The organism is Rahnella sp. WP5, from assembly GCF_000745615.1.
Lineage (GTDB): Bacteria > Pseudomonadota > Gammaproteobacteria > Enterobacterales > Enterobacteriaceae > Rahnella > Rahnella aceris.
On record NZ_JQJR01000016.1, the window covers coordinates 67,532 to 86,576 of the forward strand.

12 protein-coding genes and 1 pseudogene are annotated in these 19,045 nt (G+C 51.6%); 9 read left to right on the top strand and 4 right to left on the bottom strand.

The features are described 5' to 3' along the window. Positions 1-17 precede the first annotated feature (17 nt). From EX31_RS14875 to EX31_RS14885, 3 genes are read right to left on the bottom strand one after another with little or no spacing between them, the layout of a single operon-like run. Positions 18-1,094 (bottom strand): ABC transporter ATP-binding protein, encoded by a 1,077-nt coding sequence (locus EX31_RS14875; protein ID WP_037035413.1) that lies wholly within the window; start codon positions 1,092-1,094, stop codon positions 18-20. A gap of 32 nt (positions 1,095-1,126) precedes the next feature. Further along, complete coding sequence (locus EX31_RS14880) at positions 1,127-2,491, bottom strand: phosphohexomutase domain-containing protein (RefSeq protein WP_037035414.1); 1,365 nt, start codon at positions 2,489-2,491, stop codon at positions 1,127-1,129. Positions 2,492-2,545: 54 nt separating this feature from the next. Next, positions 2,546-3,316: a substrate-binding domain-containing protein gene (locus EX31_RS14885; RefSeq protein ID WP_231576058.1), complete on the bottom strand. Its 771-nt coding sequence runs from the start codon at positions 3,314-3,316 to the stop codon at positions 2,546-2,548. Between EX31_RS14885 and EX31_RS26345 the strand changes: the two genes are divergently transcribed. Then, positions 3,254-3,403 (top strand): hypothetical protein, encoded by a 150-nt coding sequence (locus EX31_RS26345; protein WP_231576059.1) that lies wholly within the window; start codon positions 3,254-3,256, stop codon positions 3,401-3,403. The genes EX31_RS14885 and EX31_RS26345 overlap by 63 nt on opposite strands. 39 nt (positions 3,404-3,442) lie before the next feature. On the opposite strand, the pseudogene EX31_RS26505 reads toward EX31_RS26345, so the two are convergent. Further along, positions 3,443-3,580, bottom strand: a pseudogene (locus EX31_RS26505) (LacI family DNA-binding transcriptional regulator); the annotation flags it as partial. Between the two features lie 267 nt (positions 3,581-3,847). Between EX31_RS26505 and EX31_RS14890 the strand changes: the two are divergent. From EX31_RS14890 to EX31_RS14925, 8 genes are all read left to right on the top strand, one after another. Next, complete coding sequence (locus EX31_RS14890) at positions 3,848-5,110, top strand: ABC transporter substrate-binding protein (RefSeq protein WP_037035418.1); 1,263 nt, start codon at positions 3,848-3,850, stop codon at positions 5,108-5,110. 3 nt (positions 5,111-5,113) lie between these two features. After that, positions 5,114-5,983, top strand: a complete 870-nt coding sequence (locus EX31_RS14895; RefSeq protein ID WP_037035432.1) for a carbohydrate ABC transporter permease — start codon at positions 5,114-5,116, stop codon at positions 5,981-5,983. A gap of 53 nt (positions 5,984-6,036) precedes the next feature. Continuing rightward, the gene (locus EX31_RS14900) at positions 6,037-6,861 is read left to right on the top strand and encodes a carbohydrate ABC transporter permease (protein WP_037035433.1); all 825 of its coding nucleotides are present in this window, start codon (positions 6,037-6,039) and stop codon (positions 6,859-6,861) included. 12 nt (positions 6,862-6,873) lie between these two features. Beyond that, positions 6,874-8,424 carry an alpha-amylase family glycosyl hydrolase gene (locus tag EX31_RS14905; RefSeq protein WP_051931045.1) on the top strand — a complete coding sequence of 517 codons (1,551 nt, stop codon included), beginning with the start codon at positions 6,874-6,876 and terminating at the stop codon, positions 8,422-8,424. Next, positions 8,411-9,472, top strand: coding sequence for a glycoside hydrolase family 130 protein (locus tag EX31_RS14910; protein WP_037035435.1), 1,062 nt, complete (start codon positions 8,411-8,413; stop codon positions 9,470-9,472). The genes EX31_RS14905 and EX31_RS14910 overlap by 14 nt, the downstream gene beginning before the upstream one ends. Further along, positions 9,469-10,383, top strand: coding sequence for a DUF1861 family protein (locus tag EX31_RS14915; RefSeq protein ID WP_051931043.1), 915 nt, complete (start codon positions 9,469-9,471; stop codon positions 10,381-10,383). The genes EX31_RS14910 and EX31_RS14915 overlap by 4 nt, the downstream gene beginning before the upstream one ends. Positions 10,384-10,601: 218 nt before the next feature. Next, entirely contained in the window at positions 10,602-12,233 is a 1,632-nt protein-coding gene (locus tag EX31_RS14920; RefSeq protein ID WP_037035436.1) for a ShlB/FhaC/HecB family hemolysin secretion/activation protein, read from the top strand. Positions 12,234-12,245: 12 nt separating this feature from the next. Further along, positions 12,246-19,045: hemagglutinin repeat-containing protein (locus tag EX31_RS14925; protein ID WP_037035421.1), on the top strand; the 6,800-nt coding region annotated here is incomplete at its 3' end.

The window sequence follows — 19,045 nt, forward strand, 5'->3', positions numbered from 1 at the left end:
AGGTGCCTTTTTTGTTTTTACGCGGCGTCGGGGAGGATACGCCTGCCTGCTTCATCAAACAGTAAAACACTGGCAGCATTAAACCCGAACCTGAGCGGTGTGTTTTTAGCAAAGGAGAGCTGTTTCGACGATTTCATTTTCAGGATGTGCTCACCAACGCGCGCATATACCAGCGTGGAATCACCCTGCAATTCAGTGAAATCAACCAAAACTTCAAATGCATGATCCGTCACTTCATTCAGGCGCAACAGCTCAGGGCGGATGGCCAGCGACACCATTTGTCCATCCTGCGCCGCCGGGAATTTATCCTCCAGCGGGTACATCGGCTGGCCGTCAATACTCAGCTGGCGGCCGACGACTTGTGCCGGGATCACATTGATTTTCGGCGTACCGATAAAACCGGCGACGAACAGGCTGGCCGGGCAATTATACAGCTCAACCGGCGTGCCAATTTGCTCAATGTGACCTTTGTTAAGCACCACTATCCGGTCCGCCAGTGTCATGGCCTCGACCTGATCGTGGGTCACGTAAATCATGGTGTTTTTCAGACGGGCATGTAGCTGACTGATTTCCTGACGCATCTGCACACGCAGCGCGGCATCAAGGTTCGACAGCGGTTCATCAAACAAAAAAACTTTCGGCTGCTGAACAATGGAACGCCCGATAGCGACGCGCTGACGCTGTCCGCCGGAAAGATTTTGCGGTAACCGGTCGAGCATGTCGTCCAGCCGCAGGATCAGGGCCGCTTCGCTTATGCGTCGGGCAATTTCTTCCGGCGGCGTGCGGATATTTTTCAGACCAAATGCCAGATTCTGTCTGACGGTCATGTGCGGATAAAGCGCGTAGGACTGAAATACCATCGACAGACCGCGCTTCCCGGCGGGTAAATCCGTCACATCAGTTTCTTCAATGTGAATAGTCCCGTCGCTCAGCGCATCCAGCCCGGCAATCATGCGCAGTAACGTTGATTTCCCGCATCCCGACGGACCGACCAGTACCAGAAACTCACCGGAATGGATCTCCAGAGACAAATCGGGGATCACGACAGTTTTGTCATAGTATTTTTTGATATTTTTGAGTGTTAAGCCTGACATAACGTTGTCCTTTAAAACAAAAAGATGAGCGGTTACGCCCCGGCAAGGGCGAGCAGTTTTCCGGTGATTTCAGCTAACAGCGCGGTGGATTGTCGGGTTTCGACGTTGAGGCGCAGGAGCAGCTCAGTATTGGAAGCGCGCAAATTAAACCGCCAGTTATCGAATTCCATACTCAGCCCGTCAGTCTGGCGGATACTTAGCGCCAGATGTTGGTAATGGTCGCGGACACGGCTGATGGCCTCAGCGGGCTGACTGACGGAGATATTGATTTCGCCGGATACCGGGAAAAGGGCTTTACGGGCAGCAATCAGTCCGGACATTTTCCGGCTGCACTGGCTGAGATGTTGTAGTACCAGCAAGGCCGGGATCATCCCGCTGTCGCAGTAACCAAAATCGCGGAAGTAGTGATGGGCGCTCATTTCACCGCCGTAAATAGCGTTTTCACTGCGCATTCTTTCTTTGATGAAGGCATGGCCGGTTTTGGTTTCGATGGCGATACCGTGTCTGGCGCTGACAATGTCGCGGGTATTCCAGACCAGACGCGGATCATGAAGGATTTTTTCGCCGGGCGAGCGTTGCAAAAACAGTTCAGCCAGCAATCCCACAATGTAATACGCCTCAACGTATTCACCCTGTTCATCAAAGATGAAGCAACGGTCAAAATCACCGTCCCAGGCAATGCCCAAATCCGCCTGATGTTCACGCACCGCATCGCATGTCGCCAGTCGGTTTTCCGGCAACATCGGGTTGGGAATACCGTGGGGGAAAGTGCCGTCCGGCTCATGGTGAATTTTTATTAGCGTAAGGGGAATACCGCGTGCCAGAAAGGCGTGTTCCAGCGCATCCAGCGTCGGGCCAGCCGCACCGTTTCCTGCGTTAACCACCACCCGCAGAGGCCGTCCGAACGGTAACGTTAAATAGCTAAGCAGATGATCCAGATAAGCGCGGCGGTTTGAAAGCTGCTGATACCCACCGGGCTGCGCCACCGCCGAAAACAGATGATTTTCGGCCAGCGCCTGAATATCGTGTAAACCGTTTTCGCTGCTGACAGGTCTTGCATCCCGTCCTACCAGCTTCATACCGTTATAATTGTCCGGATTATGGCTGGCGGTGATCTGAATTCCGCCATCAGCCTGCAGGGAACGGGTGGCAAAATACACCTCTTCGCTGCCAGTCATACCAATATCAATCACGCCGCAGCCCTGATCCATCAGCCCGCGCGCAACGGCCTGCTTGAGAGCCGGTGATGTCAGGCGAATATCACTGCCCAGCACCACCCGTTTTGGGCGATAAAAATGCGCAAATGCACAACCGATACGGTAAGCAATATCCTCATTTAATTCGCTGCCCAAAACACCGCGTATATCGTAAGCTTTAAAACACGTTAATAAGGCCATATTTCATCCTGAAAATAGACATAAGTACTTGCGTCTTTATGGCCCCACCGGGAATCAGGTAGAACCACGTATAATTAACGTAAACTCAAGGTCTAAGTGAATATTATTTTTCCCCTCCAGCAGCAAGGCCGCGGCTATCTCACCTTTTCTGACCGGATCCTGGGCAATGGTAGTGAGCCCGATTTCATTCTCTGGCCGGGGAATATTATCAAATCCGGTAATCGCGATATTTTGCGGAACACGTAACCCGGCCTGCCGGCAATAATTAATCGCACCTTGCGCAAAGCGGTCAGACAGGCAAATAAACGCGGTTATTCCCGGATTTATTTTAAGTAATTCCTGCGCTGCTATTTCGCCAAACATCTCGTGATGGCTTGTTTCACAAAGAAAGCAATTATCGAGTTCGATATTCCATTCGCGGAAAGTCTCCACACAAGATTTCACCCGGGTGATCATAACGTCATTATCGCCTGAAATATCCTGACTCAATGGCACGACACCCTTACGCCCCTGCAGTGAAGGAAATGAAATAATGCCGAATTCACGGTGTCCTTTTTCCAGCAGGTGCAGGCAAATTTCCCTCATCGCCCGGTAGTTATCAATGGAGACACTGCTGTGCGGGGGAATTTTAAAATCCGTGGTCACCACAGGCAGATTTTTTGACAATGCCTTAGCGATAATCTGGTCATTATTGTGTGTCGCATTAAGGATATAGCCATCTACCGCAGTGTTAATCACACTGGCCCGCGCGCCCTGTCCGTTATGCAACGGGATCAGGATGATGCTGACACCTTTCCGGTCACATTCACCGGCGATGCCCTGCATGAGCTGCACGTCATGGCTGTCAGTAAAAACATAACTCAGCGTGTCATTGAAGATAATGCCAATCGCATCCGACCTGCCGGTACGTAATGCGCGCCCGATATTATCAGGGCCGTAGAAATTAACGGAATGCGCATAATCAATTATTCGCTTTCTTAAGGATTCAGATAACTTTCCCGGATTATTAAATGCATTCGACACCGTCGTATGCGTCACCCCTAATTCACGGGCAATTGACTTTAAGGTTATCTTACTCAGTTTACACACTCCTGAATGCTTTGAATAAATGAAATCCCCCGTCTGAAAAACCCTTAATTCGCCAATATATACTCACAGAAAATAGGCTATTGCAATGAATATATAAAATAAAGTTTAACGTTAAACAAAATCATTTCTGTGACCGTAATAACGTTTACTGATTGTATGTCCATGCTAGCGTTTAAAATAGAAGTCCACTCATAAAAATATAATATAAATAACCATTAAATATAATGATGAATTATTAATAACAACCTAATGGAAATAGGATACAGCATGAAAATAATGAAACTGGCTGCACTTGCAGGTATCACGTTATTTCTTTCGGGCTGCGGGCCTGAGGAGAAAGATCAAACCAGCATTAAAATGTGGATAGCACCTAATGTTACTCAGGAAGTGTATTGGGGCGAGGTGGTAAAAGAATGGAACAGTAATCCGGCCAACAGAAAAGTGGAATTCACGCCAATACCGGCTGCGGGGAGTTCTGAAGAAGCCATTATGAACGCGCTGGCATCAGGCACTGAGCCCGATATATCCACCAATATTTTTATCGGCTTCGCGAAACAGTTATCTGAACTTAAACAACTCAATGACTACGCCAAAATGCCCGGTTTTCAGGAACTGGTTGAAACCCGACATATGGGGAAAGCCATGGCATCATGGCAGTTCGAAGGGCAGCAAAATGTTATCCCGATTTATATCAGCCCGGTCGTGTACTGGTGGCGCAGCGATCTGCTGGCTGAGCAAGGTTTTGATCATGTGCCGACCACCTATGATGAGATTTACACGCTGTCAGAACGGATAACGCAAAACCAGAAAGGTTACAGTCTGCAAATCACCAGCGGCAAAAACTGGTGGGATCGCTGGTTTGACTTTATTCCGCTGTATTACGCCGCCTCTCAGGGCAGCCCGTATATTCAGGTTCACAAATCCAGCTTTGATAACGAAGCCGGACAACAGACCCTCACCTTCCTCAACAAAATGTTTGCGAACAAATGGACCAGCTACGACTTCACCGCCGCAGACGATCCGCTGGCAGCGGGAACCGTGCTGGGCGCGGTACGTGGTCCATGGGATATCGACCGCTATCAGAAACAATTTCCCGAAGTGTTAAAAACCATCCGTATCGGCCCGATGCCGACACAAACCGGCGAACCCGGCGTTGCCACGATGGCCGACAGCAAAGGGATCGTGATGTTCAGTACGTCAAAAGTGCAGGCCGACGCCTGGAAGTTTATTCAATGGGTATACAGCGATCCTAAACATGACCGACGCTGGCTGGAACTCACCGGCATGCCGCCTGCCCGGGAAGATCTGCAAAGTAATCCGATTTTTGAAGAGTATCTGCAACAGCACGCATTGGTTAATGCGATCGCCTCCTACGTGTCGAAAGCAGTTCCGCCAGCACCAGTCACTAAAACCGTTGAAGTCCAGCGGACGATGACGCAAATGATTGAAAAACTGGTGTTTAAAAATAGCCCGATACCCGAGGTGATTCAGGCGTCCTCACAAGAGATCGACAAAACGCTGGAGCAGTAAGTGATGATAAAAATGAAAGAGTCATCACTCGGAGGCCTTCTGGCCTCCACTTACCTCGGATATTCGCTGGTATTCTGGCTTTATCCTTTTCTCTGGCTGGCGGTGCTGAGCTTTACTGACTGGAAATTTATTGGCGCACCGTCTTTTAACGGCGTGAAGAATATTATCGCCGTCATGCAGAATCCTTTATTCTGGACGGCGATGTATAACGTATTTAAATTTCTGGCTTACTATCTGCCCATTGTCCTGGTGTCTTCATTATTATTCGCGTTCGGATTAAGAAAAATAAAATATGGCAAAGCGTTTGTTGCCCTGAGCTTCCTGCTCGCCAATGTTTCATCCGGCGTGGCGTATTCCATTGTATTTTCCAAACTGTTCAGTGAAACAGGACCGATAAATACGTTCCTGATGGACATGTTTGGCGTTAACGTCCCGTGGTTCACCCATCCGGATTTCGCCATGTTATCGATTGCCCTTATTATCACCTGGAAATTTGTCGGCTATTACGGCCTGATTTTTTATTCCGGGCTGATTACTATTCCCAAAGATATTTACGATGCCGCCGATCTCGATAAAACCACGGGCCTCGGAAAAATATGGCATATCACATTGCCCCTTATGAATGCCCAGATAGTCATGGTGCTGGTTCTCGCGATCACAGTAGCGTTCAGTATTTTCACCGAACCCTATCTCATCACCGGCGGCGGTCCGCTGAAAAGCACCACCACGCCAATGGTGGTGATGTATGAAGCCGCCTTCCGGCAGATGCAGCCAAGCTGGGCCGCTACCATGTCAATTATTGTCGCGCTGTTCAGTTTCACATTGATCTGGATATTGCGCCGGTGTCTGGAAAAGAAAATCGAGATCGTATGATGAAGACACAATCTGTGGAGACGGGAGCCGCCGCTCCTGTACAAAAATTTTTACTGAAACAAACAATCAGCTCCGTGGCGATCCACCTGCTGATGTTTGCGCTGGCCATCACCTGGTTATATCCGTATTTGTGGATGTTAATCGGTTCGTTTAAAAATACAGCCGATATTTATACGACATCTCTTTTTTCCGGCCCGCTGTCATTCGATAATTATATTTTCCTGTTTGATGGTACCGGTAAAGCGGAAAAACCCTTTCTGCGCACATTGTTTAACTCCATATTCATTACATCAACCATAACGGTATGCGTCACGCTGAGTTCCTGTTTAATTGGTTATGCGCTGGCAAAAATGGAATTTAAAGGCCGGGATATTTTCAAAAACCTGCTCATCCTGCAAATGGTTTTTCCGGCTTTCATGTTTATTATTCCGCATTTCGTGCTGATGCGTGAACTCGGCATGATTAATTCCTATGGCGCCCTTATTTTACCGTTTGTGATGAATGGCTGGGGGATTTTTATGATCTCGCAGAGTTTTAAAGGCACGCCAAATGACTATATTCATGCCGCAAGGTTAGATCATGCCGGTCTTATAAAAATATTGCTCCATGTCATGCTGCCCCTCAACAAATCGATTCTGGCTATCGTCGCGATTTTTACTTTTACCAGCGCCTGGGACAATTTCCTCTGGCCGCTGATTGTGATGCAGGATGCCAACAAAATGCCGCTTTCAGTGCTGCTGGCAACGTTCAGTAAATCCTATGGCATTTATGTCGGCCCGGTACTGGCGGGTTCGGTAGTGCAAACCTTACCAATCGTCGTTTTGTTTATCCTCTTCAGGAAGCATTTCCTGGAAGGGATGTCGCTTTCACTTAAATAACAGGCCTGAATGATGGACAACCTGAAAACATGGCAGGACCGGGTATTTTATCAGGTGTATTTACCCTCGTTCTGCGACGGTAATGCTGACGGATTAGGCGATTTCCTGGGGCTAGTTTCTAAACTGGATTATCTGGCTGAGCTGGGCATTGGCGGCATCTGGATCACCCCCTTTTATCCCTCTCCGCTGGTGGATAATGGCTACGACATTAGTGATCACTGCGCCGTTGACCCGCGCTTTGGCACAGTAGACCTTTTCGATGAACTGATTGCGGCCTGTCATCAGCGCGATATCTTGCTGGTCATCGACGTGGTGATTAACCACGTTTCGGACCAGCATCCGTGGTTTCAGGCGGCGCTCCGTCAGCCGGACAGTCCGTTCCGTGACTTCTTTTTCTTTCGTGAACAAACCAACAACTGGACCTCTTTCTTTGGCGGTTCAGCCTGGACGCAGGAACCCGGCGGGACGGCCAGTTACTACCATAAATTCTCGCCTCAACAGGTATGCCTGAACTGGTCCAATCCCGCCGTTGAGCATGAGATCAAAAAAATCTTCGATTTCTGGATAGCGCGCGGCGTCGACGGCTTCCGGTTTGACGTGATTAATTTTCTGACCACTGACGGTATCGGGGAAGATCATCCACCCGTTGAGGCAGGCGCAGAGCCCCCTCATGATAAAGATATCAATCAGCCCGGTGTGCTCAGCGTGGTGAATCGCCTGTGTCGCCATATCCGTGCGCAAGGTGAATTCCTGCTGATTGGCGAAGTGGGCAGTGATGAATTGCCGGTAATGGCACCTTATCAGGGCACAGAGTTGCTGGACGTGGTGTTCAATTTCAACCTTGGCAGCCAAAAACGCTTCGATATTGCAGCGATCTTCGCCGAAATACAGGCAATGGAAAACACACTCTCCGGTTTACCGACACTGTTTTTCTCCAGCCATGATATGTCACGCATGATCAGCCGTTTCGGTGAATCACCCCGCGATATTCCCCGCGCTGTAGCCGTTTTTGCCCTGCAAATGACCGCCCGGGGTTTGCCTTTTATCTTCCAGGGAGAAGAAATCGGCATGACCGATTTTGTCCCGCAGAATTTGCAACAGATGCGGGATATTCAGGGAATCACGCACTATCACACCGCTATTTCACAGGGCATGAATGAGGAGCAAGCGCTTACTTACGCATTACCTTTCTGCCGCGATGCCTCCCGTTTACCTGTCCCGTGGACGCCAGCCGATGCCCGTGAAAGCCAGATTAACGTCGAAAATGAGAGTAAGTGCTCACAATCAATTTTGACCCGTTATAAGCACCTGATCCACATAAGAAATACACACCCTTCTCTTCAGCGTGGCCACTATCAGTACCTCACGCTGTTTAAGCAATGCCTGATTTTCCGCCGCCAGCTGGGCGCGGAATGTCTGGAAGTGATGATCAATTTCGGTCCGCCTGTCGTCAACGTGGGCTATGCCGACGGCAATTCAGTCTTGTTTGGCACGGATGAACCGCTGCTGGAAAAAAACCAAATTCTTATCAAAAAGGTAAACCATGAAAATGCTCAGAAGTGAAAAAAATCCGCTGTTAACACCTGCTGACGTTGCACCTTCCCAGCCCGGCTGGAAGGTCGATTGTGTTTTTAACGCAGGCGTATGTTCGTATCAGGGTGAAACCCTGCTGTTGCTTCGTGTCGCGGAAAGCGTGATCTCAACGGATGCTAATTGTCTGGAAGTACCGCTTCTGGTGAACCAGCAAAACGTCTGGCGGGCGGGCACGAAACGTTTTCGACGTGACGACCCGGCCTATGATTTCAGCGACCCGAGAATGATTGCGCTGAAAGCTGACCCTTCAGTGATCTGGCTGACCTCCATGTCGCATCTGCGGTTAGCGCGTAGTCATAATGGCGAAGATTTTAGTGTTGATGCACAGCCCTTTTTGACCGCTGATACGCAATACGAACAATTTGGCTGTGAAGATCCGCGAATTACGCTGATCGAGGGCGTTTACTACATCAACTATTCGGCCATTTCGCCGTATGGCATTTCCACCGCGCTGGCGACGACCACCGATTTTGTCACGGTGGAAAAACAAGGCGTGATTTTCTGCCCCGATAACCGCGATGTCTGCTTCTTCCCGGAAAAAATTAACGGCAAATATCAGGCGCTGACCCGTCCTTCACCCAAACATTTTGGTAAGCCGGAGATCTGGATGTGTGAATCACCGGACATGCTGCACTGGGGCAATCATCGCCATTTACTCGGCAGTGCTTCCGGCGACTGGGATGCGCTGAAGCTGGGTGGCGGCGCACCGCTGATGAAAACGACGCGCGGCTGGTTGCAGATTTATCACGGCGTGGATAAAGACCAGCGTTATTGCCTCGGCGCGATGCTGCTTGATCTGAATAATCCGTTCAATATCCTCGCCAGGTCTCCAGTGCCGCTGCTACAGCCTGAAGCGATATATGAGAAAGAAGGATTCTTTGGCAACGTGGTGTTCACCTGCGGCGCACTGCTGGAACAGGATTTGCTGAAAATTTACTACGGCGCAGCCGATGAATGTATCGGGCTGGCGACAATGCCGCTCGATGCCTTATGGGCGCATCTCGGATTGCCGCTGTGAGCAGGGTTGAAACATTACTCCGGCAATTTCGTACTCTGAAATTGCCGGTACCCGCCGGAGAAAAAATCCAGTTCTCCGGCGCAGGAGACGACGATGTTTATAACCTGACCGCTCCGTTTCAGTGCGGTGATACTTCGGTCATTGCGGCCCGTGTCGAGCCCAGAAACTCCGAGTTATCACAGGTAAAATTTTTTGCATTTGATGGCGTCCGCCAGTGCGAATTACTGCCCGACGCGCCGGTCTTCGCTCTACAGGATCCGTTTTTTACCCGGATCGGCGGGGAGTTTATTTTTGGCGGGGTGAGTGTTGAACCGGCGGATGACACCAGCGGGAGACTGCGCTGGAAAACCGTGCTGTACCGGGGGACCGATTTGTATTCCCTGCGCCCATTTTTTATCGGGCCTGAGGGCATGAAAGACATCCGTCCGGTGGGTTTACCGGACGGAAAAGTATTACTGTTTACCCGTCCGCAGGGTGAAACCGGCGGACGGGGTACCATCGGCTATATTCTGCTGGATTCACTGGAGGACCTGACCCTGGGCAAGATAGCTCAGGCGACATTGTTGCAGGGACAGGTCGCCGCCGAAGAATGGTGCGGCGTGAACGCAGCTTATGTTCTGGATGGCCACCAGATCGGTGTGCTGGGACATGTCGCCCGTTTCGATGCGCAGGGGCACCGGAACTATTACGCCTGCTCGTTCATTTTCAACTACCAGACGTATCACCGGACAGCGCTGAAAATCATCGCTGAACGCAACCAGTTCAAACCCGGAGCCGCCAAACGTGCTGATCTTGAAGACGTTATTTTCCCCGGCGGCCTTTGCATTACTGAGTCATCCGTGCCCCGGTTATATTGCGGAACCAGTGACTGTGAAGCGCAATGGATTGGAATTAATAATCCTTTCCTATAACGGAATAAGATAATTTACGGGTGAATTTCACTAAATCACTTATCAGCACGACTCCGAAATAAATTCACCCGCCCTCAATACCATTAAAAAATTTGATTTATTTGTCGACACGAAACATCATATTAAAATCTGTATCAAAATATTACTTCATTAAGTATCCATGGGATAAATTTGTTTTGTGTAAATATTCATTCCTTAAATATATTCTGCCCATTTTAATGACTGGCATCATTACATCCGGCGTTGCGGCCCCCCTGAATCCGGCAGACCGAGACCTGATCCGTCAGGAACAACAGGAATTATTAAGGCAAAGCCAGCAACAACGTGATGATCTACAACGCAGTTTTTCTCCCGTTTCACCCACCGAATCGCACATAGAAGAAAATAATGGCCCCTGCTTTTACATTCATAAAATATATATAAATAACGTAACACTTCTTTCTGATAAAAAACAACGCGAGATTAATAAACCTCATCTTAACCAATGTATTGGGATGAACGGGATTGCGGAGATAACCCGTCAAATCTCTGACTGGTATATTCACCAGGGATATATAACCAGCCGGGCTTTTATCACCGAACAGGATTTATCTCAGGGCGAATTACATATTTCGGTACTGGAAGGACGTCTTGAGAAAATTACCCTCGAAGGCATGTCAGCGACACAATTAAGAATGGCTTTCCCGGGACTGGAAGGCGGCATTCTTAACCTGCGTGACATCGAACAGGGTATGGAGCAAATCAACCGGTTGCGCAACGATCCGGTGCAAATAGAGATCCTTCCGGGCAAGAAATCAGGCTATTCCATTGTCAATCTCACCGCCTCGCCGGAATTCCCGCTCAGTTTCTCACTTAACTTTGATAACAGCGGGCAGAAAAGTACCGGTACAGGGCAATCTGGCGGCTCACTGACGGCCAATAATGTGCTGGGTATTGCGGATAAATGGTTCGTCAGCGGCGGGCGCAGCAGCGATTTTTCATCCACGCATGACGCACAAAATGTTCAGGCCGGGCTGAGCATTCCCTACGGTTATAACCTGTTTGATTACAGCTATAGCTGGAGCAACTACCTCAGCACCATTGACAACAATGGCTTTGGCTGGGCATCGACCGGCGACAGCATCAGCCACCGTTTTACCACCTCGCGGGTGTTATTCCGCGATGGCGATATCAAAACCGGTGCCTCCATCGGACTGACACATCAGATCAGCAATAACTATCTCAATGATGTGTTGCTCGACAGCAGCAGTCGCAAGCTGACCAGCCTGCTGTTTGGCCTCAACCACACGCAAAAAATCTTCGGTGGCGTCGCAACTTTCAACCCCACTTTCAGCCATGGCGTGTCCTGGCTGGGTGCGGAAGACGACAACGGCAAAAATGATGATTTACCGAAAGCCGGATTTAAAAAATGGAGCCTGAACGGCAGCTTTCAGTTGCCGGTGGCTGAAGATTTATGGTGGCTGACCAGCGTCTACGGTCAGTGGTCGCCGGACAGGCTGTATGGCAGCGAGCGGCTGACCATCGGTGGCGAAAGCTCGGTACGCGGCTTTAAAGAGCAATATCTTTCCGGCGATAACGGCGGCTACTGGCGTAACGAGCTGAACTACAGACTGTTCACATTGCCGCTTATCGGCCAGGTCAGCAGCGTGGTCGCACTAGACGGTGGCTGGCTGCAAAAAGATAACAAAGACCCGTGGGCGTCCGGCACGTTGTGGGGAGCCGCTGTCGGGCTTTCTACCACAAATCGTCACTACTCCAGCCAGTTTACCGTGGGTACACCGTTGCAATATCCGGACTGGTTAGCGCCTGACCACCTCAGCATTTATTACCGCATCGCGTTTGTGATTTAAGGGAAAACGATTATGGATAATCATCAACAACCAATGTGTTTTGCTCAACGCATACTGAGTTATTTGATCTGTGGCTTGCTGGCAGGACAACCTGTTTTGCCGGTGTTTGCCGCACCGGCGCCTGCAAATAGTGCTACAGGTATCGATAAGGCCGGAAACGGTGTGCCGGTAGTGAATATCGCCACACCTAACGGAGCGGGGATTTCCCATAACCAGTTTCAAAATTACAACGTCGGTAAAGAGGGGCTGATCCTCAATAATGCCACCGGCCAGTTAAACCAGACGCAGTTAGGCGGGCTGATTCAGAACAACCCCAACCTGAAAGCAGGCCAGGAAGCGCGCGGCATTATTAACGAAGTGACGGGCGCGAACCGTTCACAACTGAACGGTTACACAGAAGTCGCAGGAAAAGCGGCCAACGTGATGGTTGCTAACCCGTATGGCATCACCTGTAACGGCTGCGGGTTTATCAATACACCGAACGCCACGCTCACCACGGGTAAACCGGTGTTCGATGCGAGTGGCAACTTACAATCCCTTGATGTCAAAAAAGGTTCCATCACCGTTGAAGGCCAGGGGTTGAATGCCAGCCAGTCGGATGCGTTGTCAATCATCTCGCGGGCCACCGAAGTGAATGCACAAATTCATGCCAACGCGCTGAACGTTATCGCCGGCGCCAATCGCGTGGATAAAAATGGCCGCGTAACCGCGATGGCCGGTGAAGGCGCAGCACCCGTGGTGGCGGTGGATACCGGCGCGCTCGGCGGCATGTACGCCAGTCGTATCCGCCTGATTTCCAGCGATAAAGGCGTGGGAGTTAACCTCGGCAACCTGAACGCCCGTCAGGGGGATATCACGCTGGATGCCAACGGCAAACTCACCGTGCAAAACAGCCTTGCCAGCGGCAGCCTGAATGCCAAAGGGGAAAGCGTTACGCTGAGCGGTGAACATAAAGCCAGTGGCAGTATGAATGTCAGCGGGCAGGACATTGCACTTAACAACGGCACCTTTGCCAGCGACAACAATATCGTCCTGAACAGCGATGGCAAACTGACGTTAAGCAACAGCCGTTTGACTGCCGGAAACGACCTCAATCTCAACGCACAAGATTTAACACAGGATGGCCGCAGCAGCGTCAATACGGCGCGTGATATTTCAGCACAGGTGGCGGGAACGATAACAAATCAGGGCCAGCTGATAGCCGGTAATAATGCCGCCATAAGCAGCGCTTCCCTGTCCAACAGCGGAAAAATTGCTGCCAAAGGCACTACCTCGATAAGTACCGTAAAAACACTGAGCAACGCAGCGGGTGGAGAAATTCTTTCTGATGAAGCGCTGGTTGTGTCTGCGGAAGATATCCGGCAAAACGGGACCTTATCAGGCAAAAAATCACTGGCAATAGATGGCCAGTCACTGACAACCGCAAAGGGTTCACTGTCGACCAGTCTGGGCAATGTTTCACTGAAAACCGGTGAAGCAAGTCTGGGCGGGGATGTTATCGCCCACGGCGATCTTAGGGTGCAGGCGAATAAACTGACCAGCCAGCGTGACGCGCAGCTCCAGTCTGATGGTACGCTCACGCTGGCAGCCACGGATGCCACGCTTTATGGCACTCAGGTGGCACAGGGTGCACTCACGCTTACGGCACAGAATCTGATTCATGGCGGCGTAACCACTGCGGCGAATCTCACTGTAAACAGCGGGCACTTTAATAACCTGAGTGAGGGTTTGTTTTTAAGTCAGGGGCATCTGGATATCAGCGGGAATACCGTTCTCAATGCCGGACAGGTAATGGGGAACAGCCTGTCACTGACGTCCGCTACGTTCAGTAATGATGGCCTGTGGCAAGGAACTTCTGCGCTGCACATGACGGCAGATGAACTGCGCACAGGCAGCGCCAGCCGCACGCTGACCGCAGGCTCACTGACCCTGGATGCGGGTTTACTCAATACCGCAGGCACCCTGCAGGGGCAAAATGTTGTTATCACCGCCCATGACTGGACGAACACAGGTTCCCTGCTTGGGACGGATAAACTGGATGTTTCGCTTACCGGCACACTGAGTAACGACGGTGACATCTTAAGCCAGGGCAACGCCAGCCTTGCCGTGCAAAGCATCACTAATCATGGCTCTCTGCTGAGTGCCGCAGATCTCACCCTGACGGGAGAGTCGCTTGATAACCGTGGCGCATTGCAGGGCAATAATCTGGTGATAAACGGCGCGTCGCTAAATAACAATGGCGACATTATCGGCGTCAACGGACTGGTAGTGGCGCTGACCGGAGCATTTATTCAGCAACAGGACAAAACGCTGTTAACAGACGGAACCCTGGGGCTGAGTGCGGCGACAGTCAATAATGCCGGGCAAATTCAGGGTACGGATATTGCGCTGATCAGCGATTCTGTCGACAACAGCGGGCGTATTCAGGGGAACAATGACCTCGCATTCACCGGTAATCTGACCAACCGCGCTGCCGGTATTGTCCTGAGCCAGAACACCCTGAACCTCACCACGCCAAATCTCGTGAACTACGGCCTGATTCAGGGCGGCGGCACGACACGTATTGATGCCTCAGCGTCCGCACGTAACGACGGTAAAATCCTCTCCGGCGGCGAACTCACGTTTAACACGGCGAGCCTGACCAACTACAACTGGCTACAGGCCACATCTGTATTGCTGAATGCCGCTGCAATCGATAATTCAGGAACGGTGTTTAGCACCTCGAATCTGGCGGTTCATGCCGACCGGATTGAACACAGGGCCACAGGTAAACTTTACAGCGGCGGTAACTTACTGCTGACCAGCGGCGTTTTCGAACAGTTGGGTCAGGTGGTTGCGCTGGGTAATTTAACCCTGAAATTAACCGGTGCTTTTACGGGTAAAAACGTGCTGGCGGCAGGCAACGTGCTGGATATCACCAGCAATGGCGCGATAAACAATCAGGGCGTGATGCAAGGCCAGGCGGTGAATCTGACTGCCGGAACGACGCTCACTAATAACGGACAAATCACCACCGGCAGCGGTGAAAGCACCCTCTCCGCAGGCAGTATTTCGATGAACACCACAGGCACATTACAGGCCGGTGGCGACGTGGCACTGAACAGCCGTGAGAATATTACGGTGGCCGGTTTTATCGGCACTGCGGGCTCACTGACCCTCAATGCCGCCAGCAGTATCCTCAATACCGCCCTGCTGTATGCGGGCAACAATATGTATCTGCTGGCCAATACCATCCGCAATAACCACGGCGATATTCTGGCCGGTAACAGCCTGTGGATGCAGCGCGATATGGCGGGCAATGCGAACGCCGAAGTGGTGAATACTTCCGGGAATATCGAGACGGTAAATGGGGACATTACGATAAATACCGGGCATTTAGTGAATGAGCGGGAAGGATTAGTTGCTCATGTCACCGAAGAAACAGATTTAGCCGGACAATACTCATGGCTTACGTCGATTGATGCAGATGTCCCGCTAAGCTATCTGGATAGTATCAATTACGATTATGGCTACTACCGCGCAGATACTGGCTGTGGTAATGGTTGTGCCGGGGCATATTGGTCTCGTCCTGCCCCTTATAGCAACAGCGCTGAATTACAGTTTGCCGTTTCCCGTTCACAGGTCATTGTCGAGAGCAATGGTTCACCCGTTGCGCATATCTCTTCTGGCCGCGATCTTCTGCTCCATGCGGATGTACTGGAGAATAATGCCAGTCATATTTTAGCGACTAACAATGCCATTCTTAGTGGTAATACGCTTAATAACCAGTCATGGATAGAAAGCATTGAAACTCATTATTTGTCATATGCTTATGGTGGAAGTGAGTACGCAACGGAGTCCAGCATAACCTCTCAGAACGGCACTGGGGGCATGAATTCAATCTATTTTGTCACTACAGGGGATATCCGAACAGAGAGTACTGACGGTGATATATTCCGCTCCGTCATCCAGGCTGGCGGCAACGTCATTGCCAATTTTACCCAGGACATCAGCAACACCACCACCACGGCGAATGCCGGGGGCACCAGCAACATCATCACTGCCCCGACGCTAAATACACTCAGCCAGCCTGATGGCGTTCAGCAGCAAGATCTCGCCAACGCAGATAGCGCGGACATCACCTCGCCGCAATGGTACGACAGCCTCACCAATGCGCTTGCTCACATCGCCGGGGGCAACAGCTTGTATCCTCTGCCGTCGGATAATAACGGCTATTTTGTCCCTTCAACCGATGCGAACAGCCCGTATCTGATCACCACGAACCCGAAACTCGACGGGCTGGGGCAACTGGATCAAAGCCTGTTTGGCGACCTGTACGCATTAATGGGGATCCAACCCGGTACGGCTCCGCGTGAAACTAACAGCCAGTACACCGACCAGAATAAATTCCTCGGTTCGGCGTACTTCCTCGACAAACTTAACCTGCAGCCGGAATACGATTATCGCTTCCTCGGTGATGCGGCATTCGATACGCGCTACGTCAGCAACTTTATGCTCAACCAGACCGGCAGCCGCTATATCAGCGGCCTCGGTTCTGATCTCGAGCAGATGCAATACCTGATGGATAACGCGGCAGGTGCACAGCAGTCGCTTGGGTTGGCCTTTGGTGTAGCGCTGACGGCCACGCAAATCGCCGCGCTCGACAGCAGTATCTTGTGGTGGGAATCCGCCAGCATCAACGGCCAGACGGTAATGGTGCCGAAAGTGTATCTGTCACCAAAAGACGTGACGGTGAATAACGGCAGCGTGATTGCTGGCAATAATGTCGGACTTTCAGGCGGAAGTGTCACCAATAGCGGCAGCACCCTCGCCGCAAACAATAACCTGTTTATCGGTAGTCAGAGCAGCATCAGCAACCTGAATGCTGGCCTGATGCAGGCAGGCAGTGCACTACAACTGGGCGCGCTGGGCGATATCAACAACATTGGATCCGCGATATCTGGCAAAACCGTCCAGCTTGAGAGCACAGGCGGCAGCATTAATAACATCACGCAAACCGAACAATGGCAGGCAGGCGGAACGGGCAGGCGCGGCGAGTCTGTCAGTTTCAGCGAGACACAAAGCGGCCCGATGGCGGGGATCATGGCTCAGGACGACATGATCCTGAGAGCCGGACAAGATATCAATATTACCGGCGCACTTGTGGCAGCAGGCGACGATCTGCTGATGCTGGCAGGCAATGATCTGAACCTGAATGCCATAGAAACCAGTCAGAGTGCCAGTCGTGGCAAAAGTGAAACCCACAGCACTGAAAACGCCCGCACGACGATAACCGCAGGCGGCGATCTGACGCTGCTTGCCGGGCAGGATATCAACAGCCAGGCCGCAGAAGGTGACGTGGCGATGCAGGCCGGTCGCGATGTGAATCTGATGGCGATAGAAACCACCGACGGCAGCAGCTACAAAGCGAAGAAAAAGGTCGAAATCAACGAATCGGTACGCCAGGACAGCACTGAAATCGTCAGCGGCGGCAACACCACAATCGTTGCCGGACGTGACGTCAACAGCGAAGCGGCACAGGTAATTGCCAGCGGCGATATCGGTATTGGCGCAGGCCGTGACATTAACCTCAAAACCGCGACTGAAAGTGATTACCACTTCAAAGAAGAAACCAAAACTAAAAAAGGGTTCATGAAAAAAACCACCACGCACACGGTGGAGGAAGACAGCGCAACCCGTGAAGCAGGCACCCTGCTCAGCGGCGATAACGTAACCCTCATCGCCGGAAATGATCTGCTGGTGAAAGGCTCAGCGGTGGTCGGCGACGGCAATGTCAGCCTGAATGCGGGCAACAATATCGACATCGTGGCGGCGACCAACACCGACTCGACATACCGTCTCAAAGAGAAGAAAAAGAGCGGCATGTTCAGCGGCGGCGGCATTGGCGTCACCATTGGCACCAGTAAATCACGCTATGAAATGAACGATGAAGGCACCACCCAGAGCGAAAGCTTCAGCACCGTCGGCTCGACGGGCGGCAACGTCAGCATTAACGCCGGTGCCCAGGCTCATATCGGTGGCGCAGATATTATCGCCGGGAAGGATTTAAGCATTAAAGGCGACAGCGTGCTGATTGAACCGGGCCGCGATGCGCGCACCCACGATGAATCGTTCGAGCAGAAACAGAGCGGGCTGACGATAGCGTTATCGGGTGCGGCAGGCAGTGTGGTAAACAGCGCGGTGTCGACGGCGCAGTCGGTGAGTGATGAAAGTGACGACCGGCTGGCGGCGCTGAAAATTGCACAAGGCGTGATGAGCGGCGTATCGACCGGTCAGGCGATGGAGCTGGCGCAGGCCACCACCGGCGATGCTTCCACGGCGTTTGGTATCAGCGCCTCGCTGGGGACGCAGTCGTCCAAATCCGAGAGCCACAGCGGACAGAACACCGCCACGGGCAGCACGCTGACGGCGGGTGATAACCTGTCAATAACCGCGACGGGCGGCGATATCACGGCCATCGGCAGCCAGATTAAAGCCGGGCTGGACGTGGCGCTGAACGCGGCAGACGACATCAACCTGATTTCCTCGCAGAACACCCAGTGGCTGGAAGGAGAAAACAGCAGCAGCGGCGGCGCAATAGGGATTGGCATCGGCATGGGCGAGAGCGGTGCCGGTATCAACATCTCCGCCAGCGGCAACGCCTCCAGGGGCAGCGAGTCGGGCAACGGCACGCAGCATAACGAAACCACCATCGACGCGGGCAACCGCATCAGCATTAACAGTGGCGACGACACAACGATTGCCGGTGCGCAGGTCAGCGGCAACAGCGTGGTGGCGGATATCGGCGGCGACCTGACCATCAGCAGCCTGCA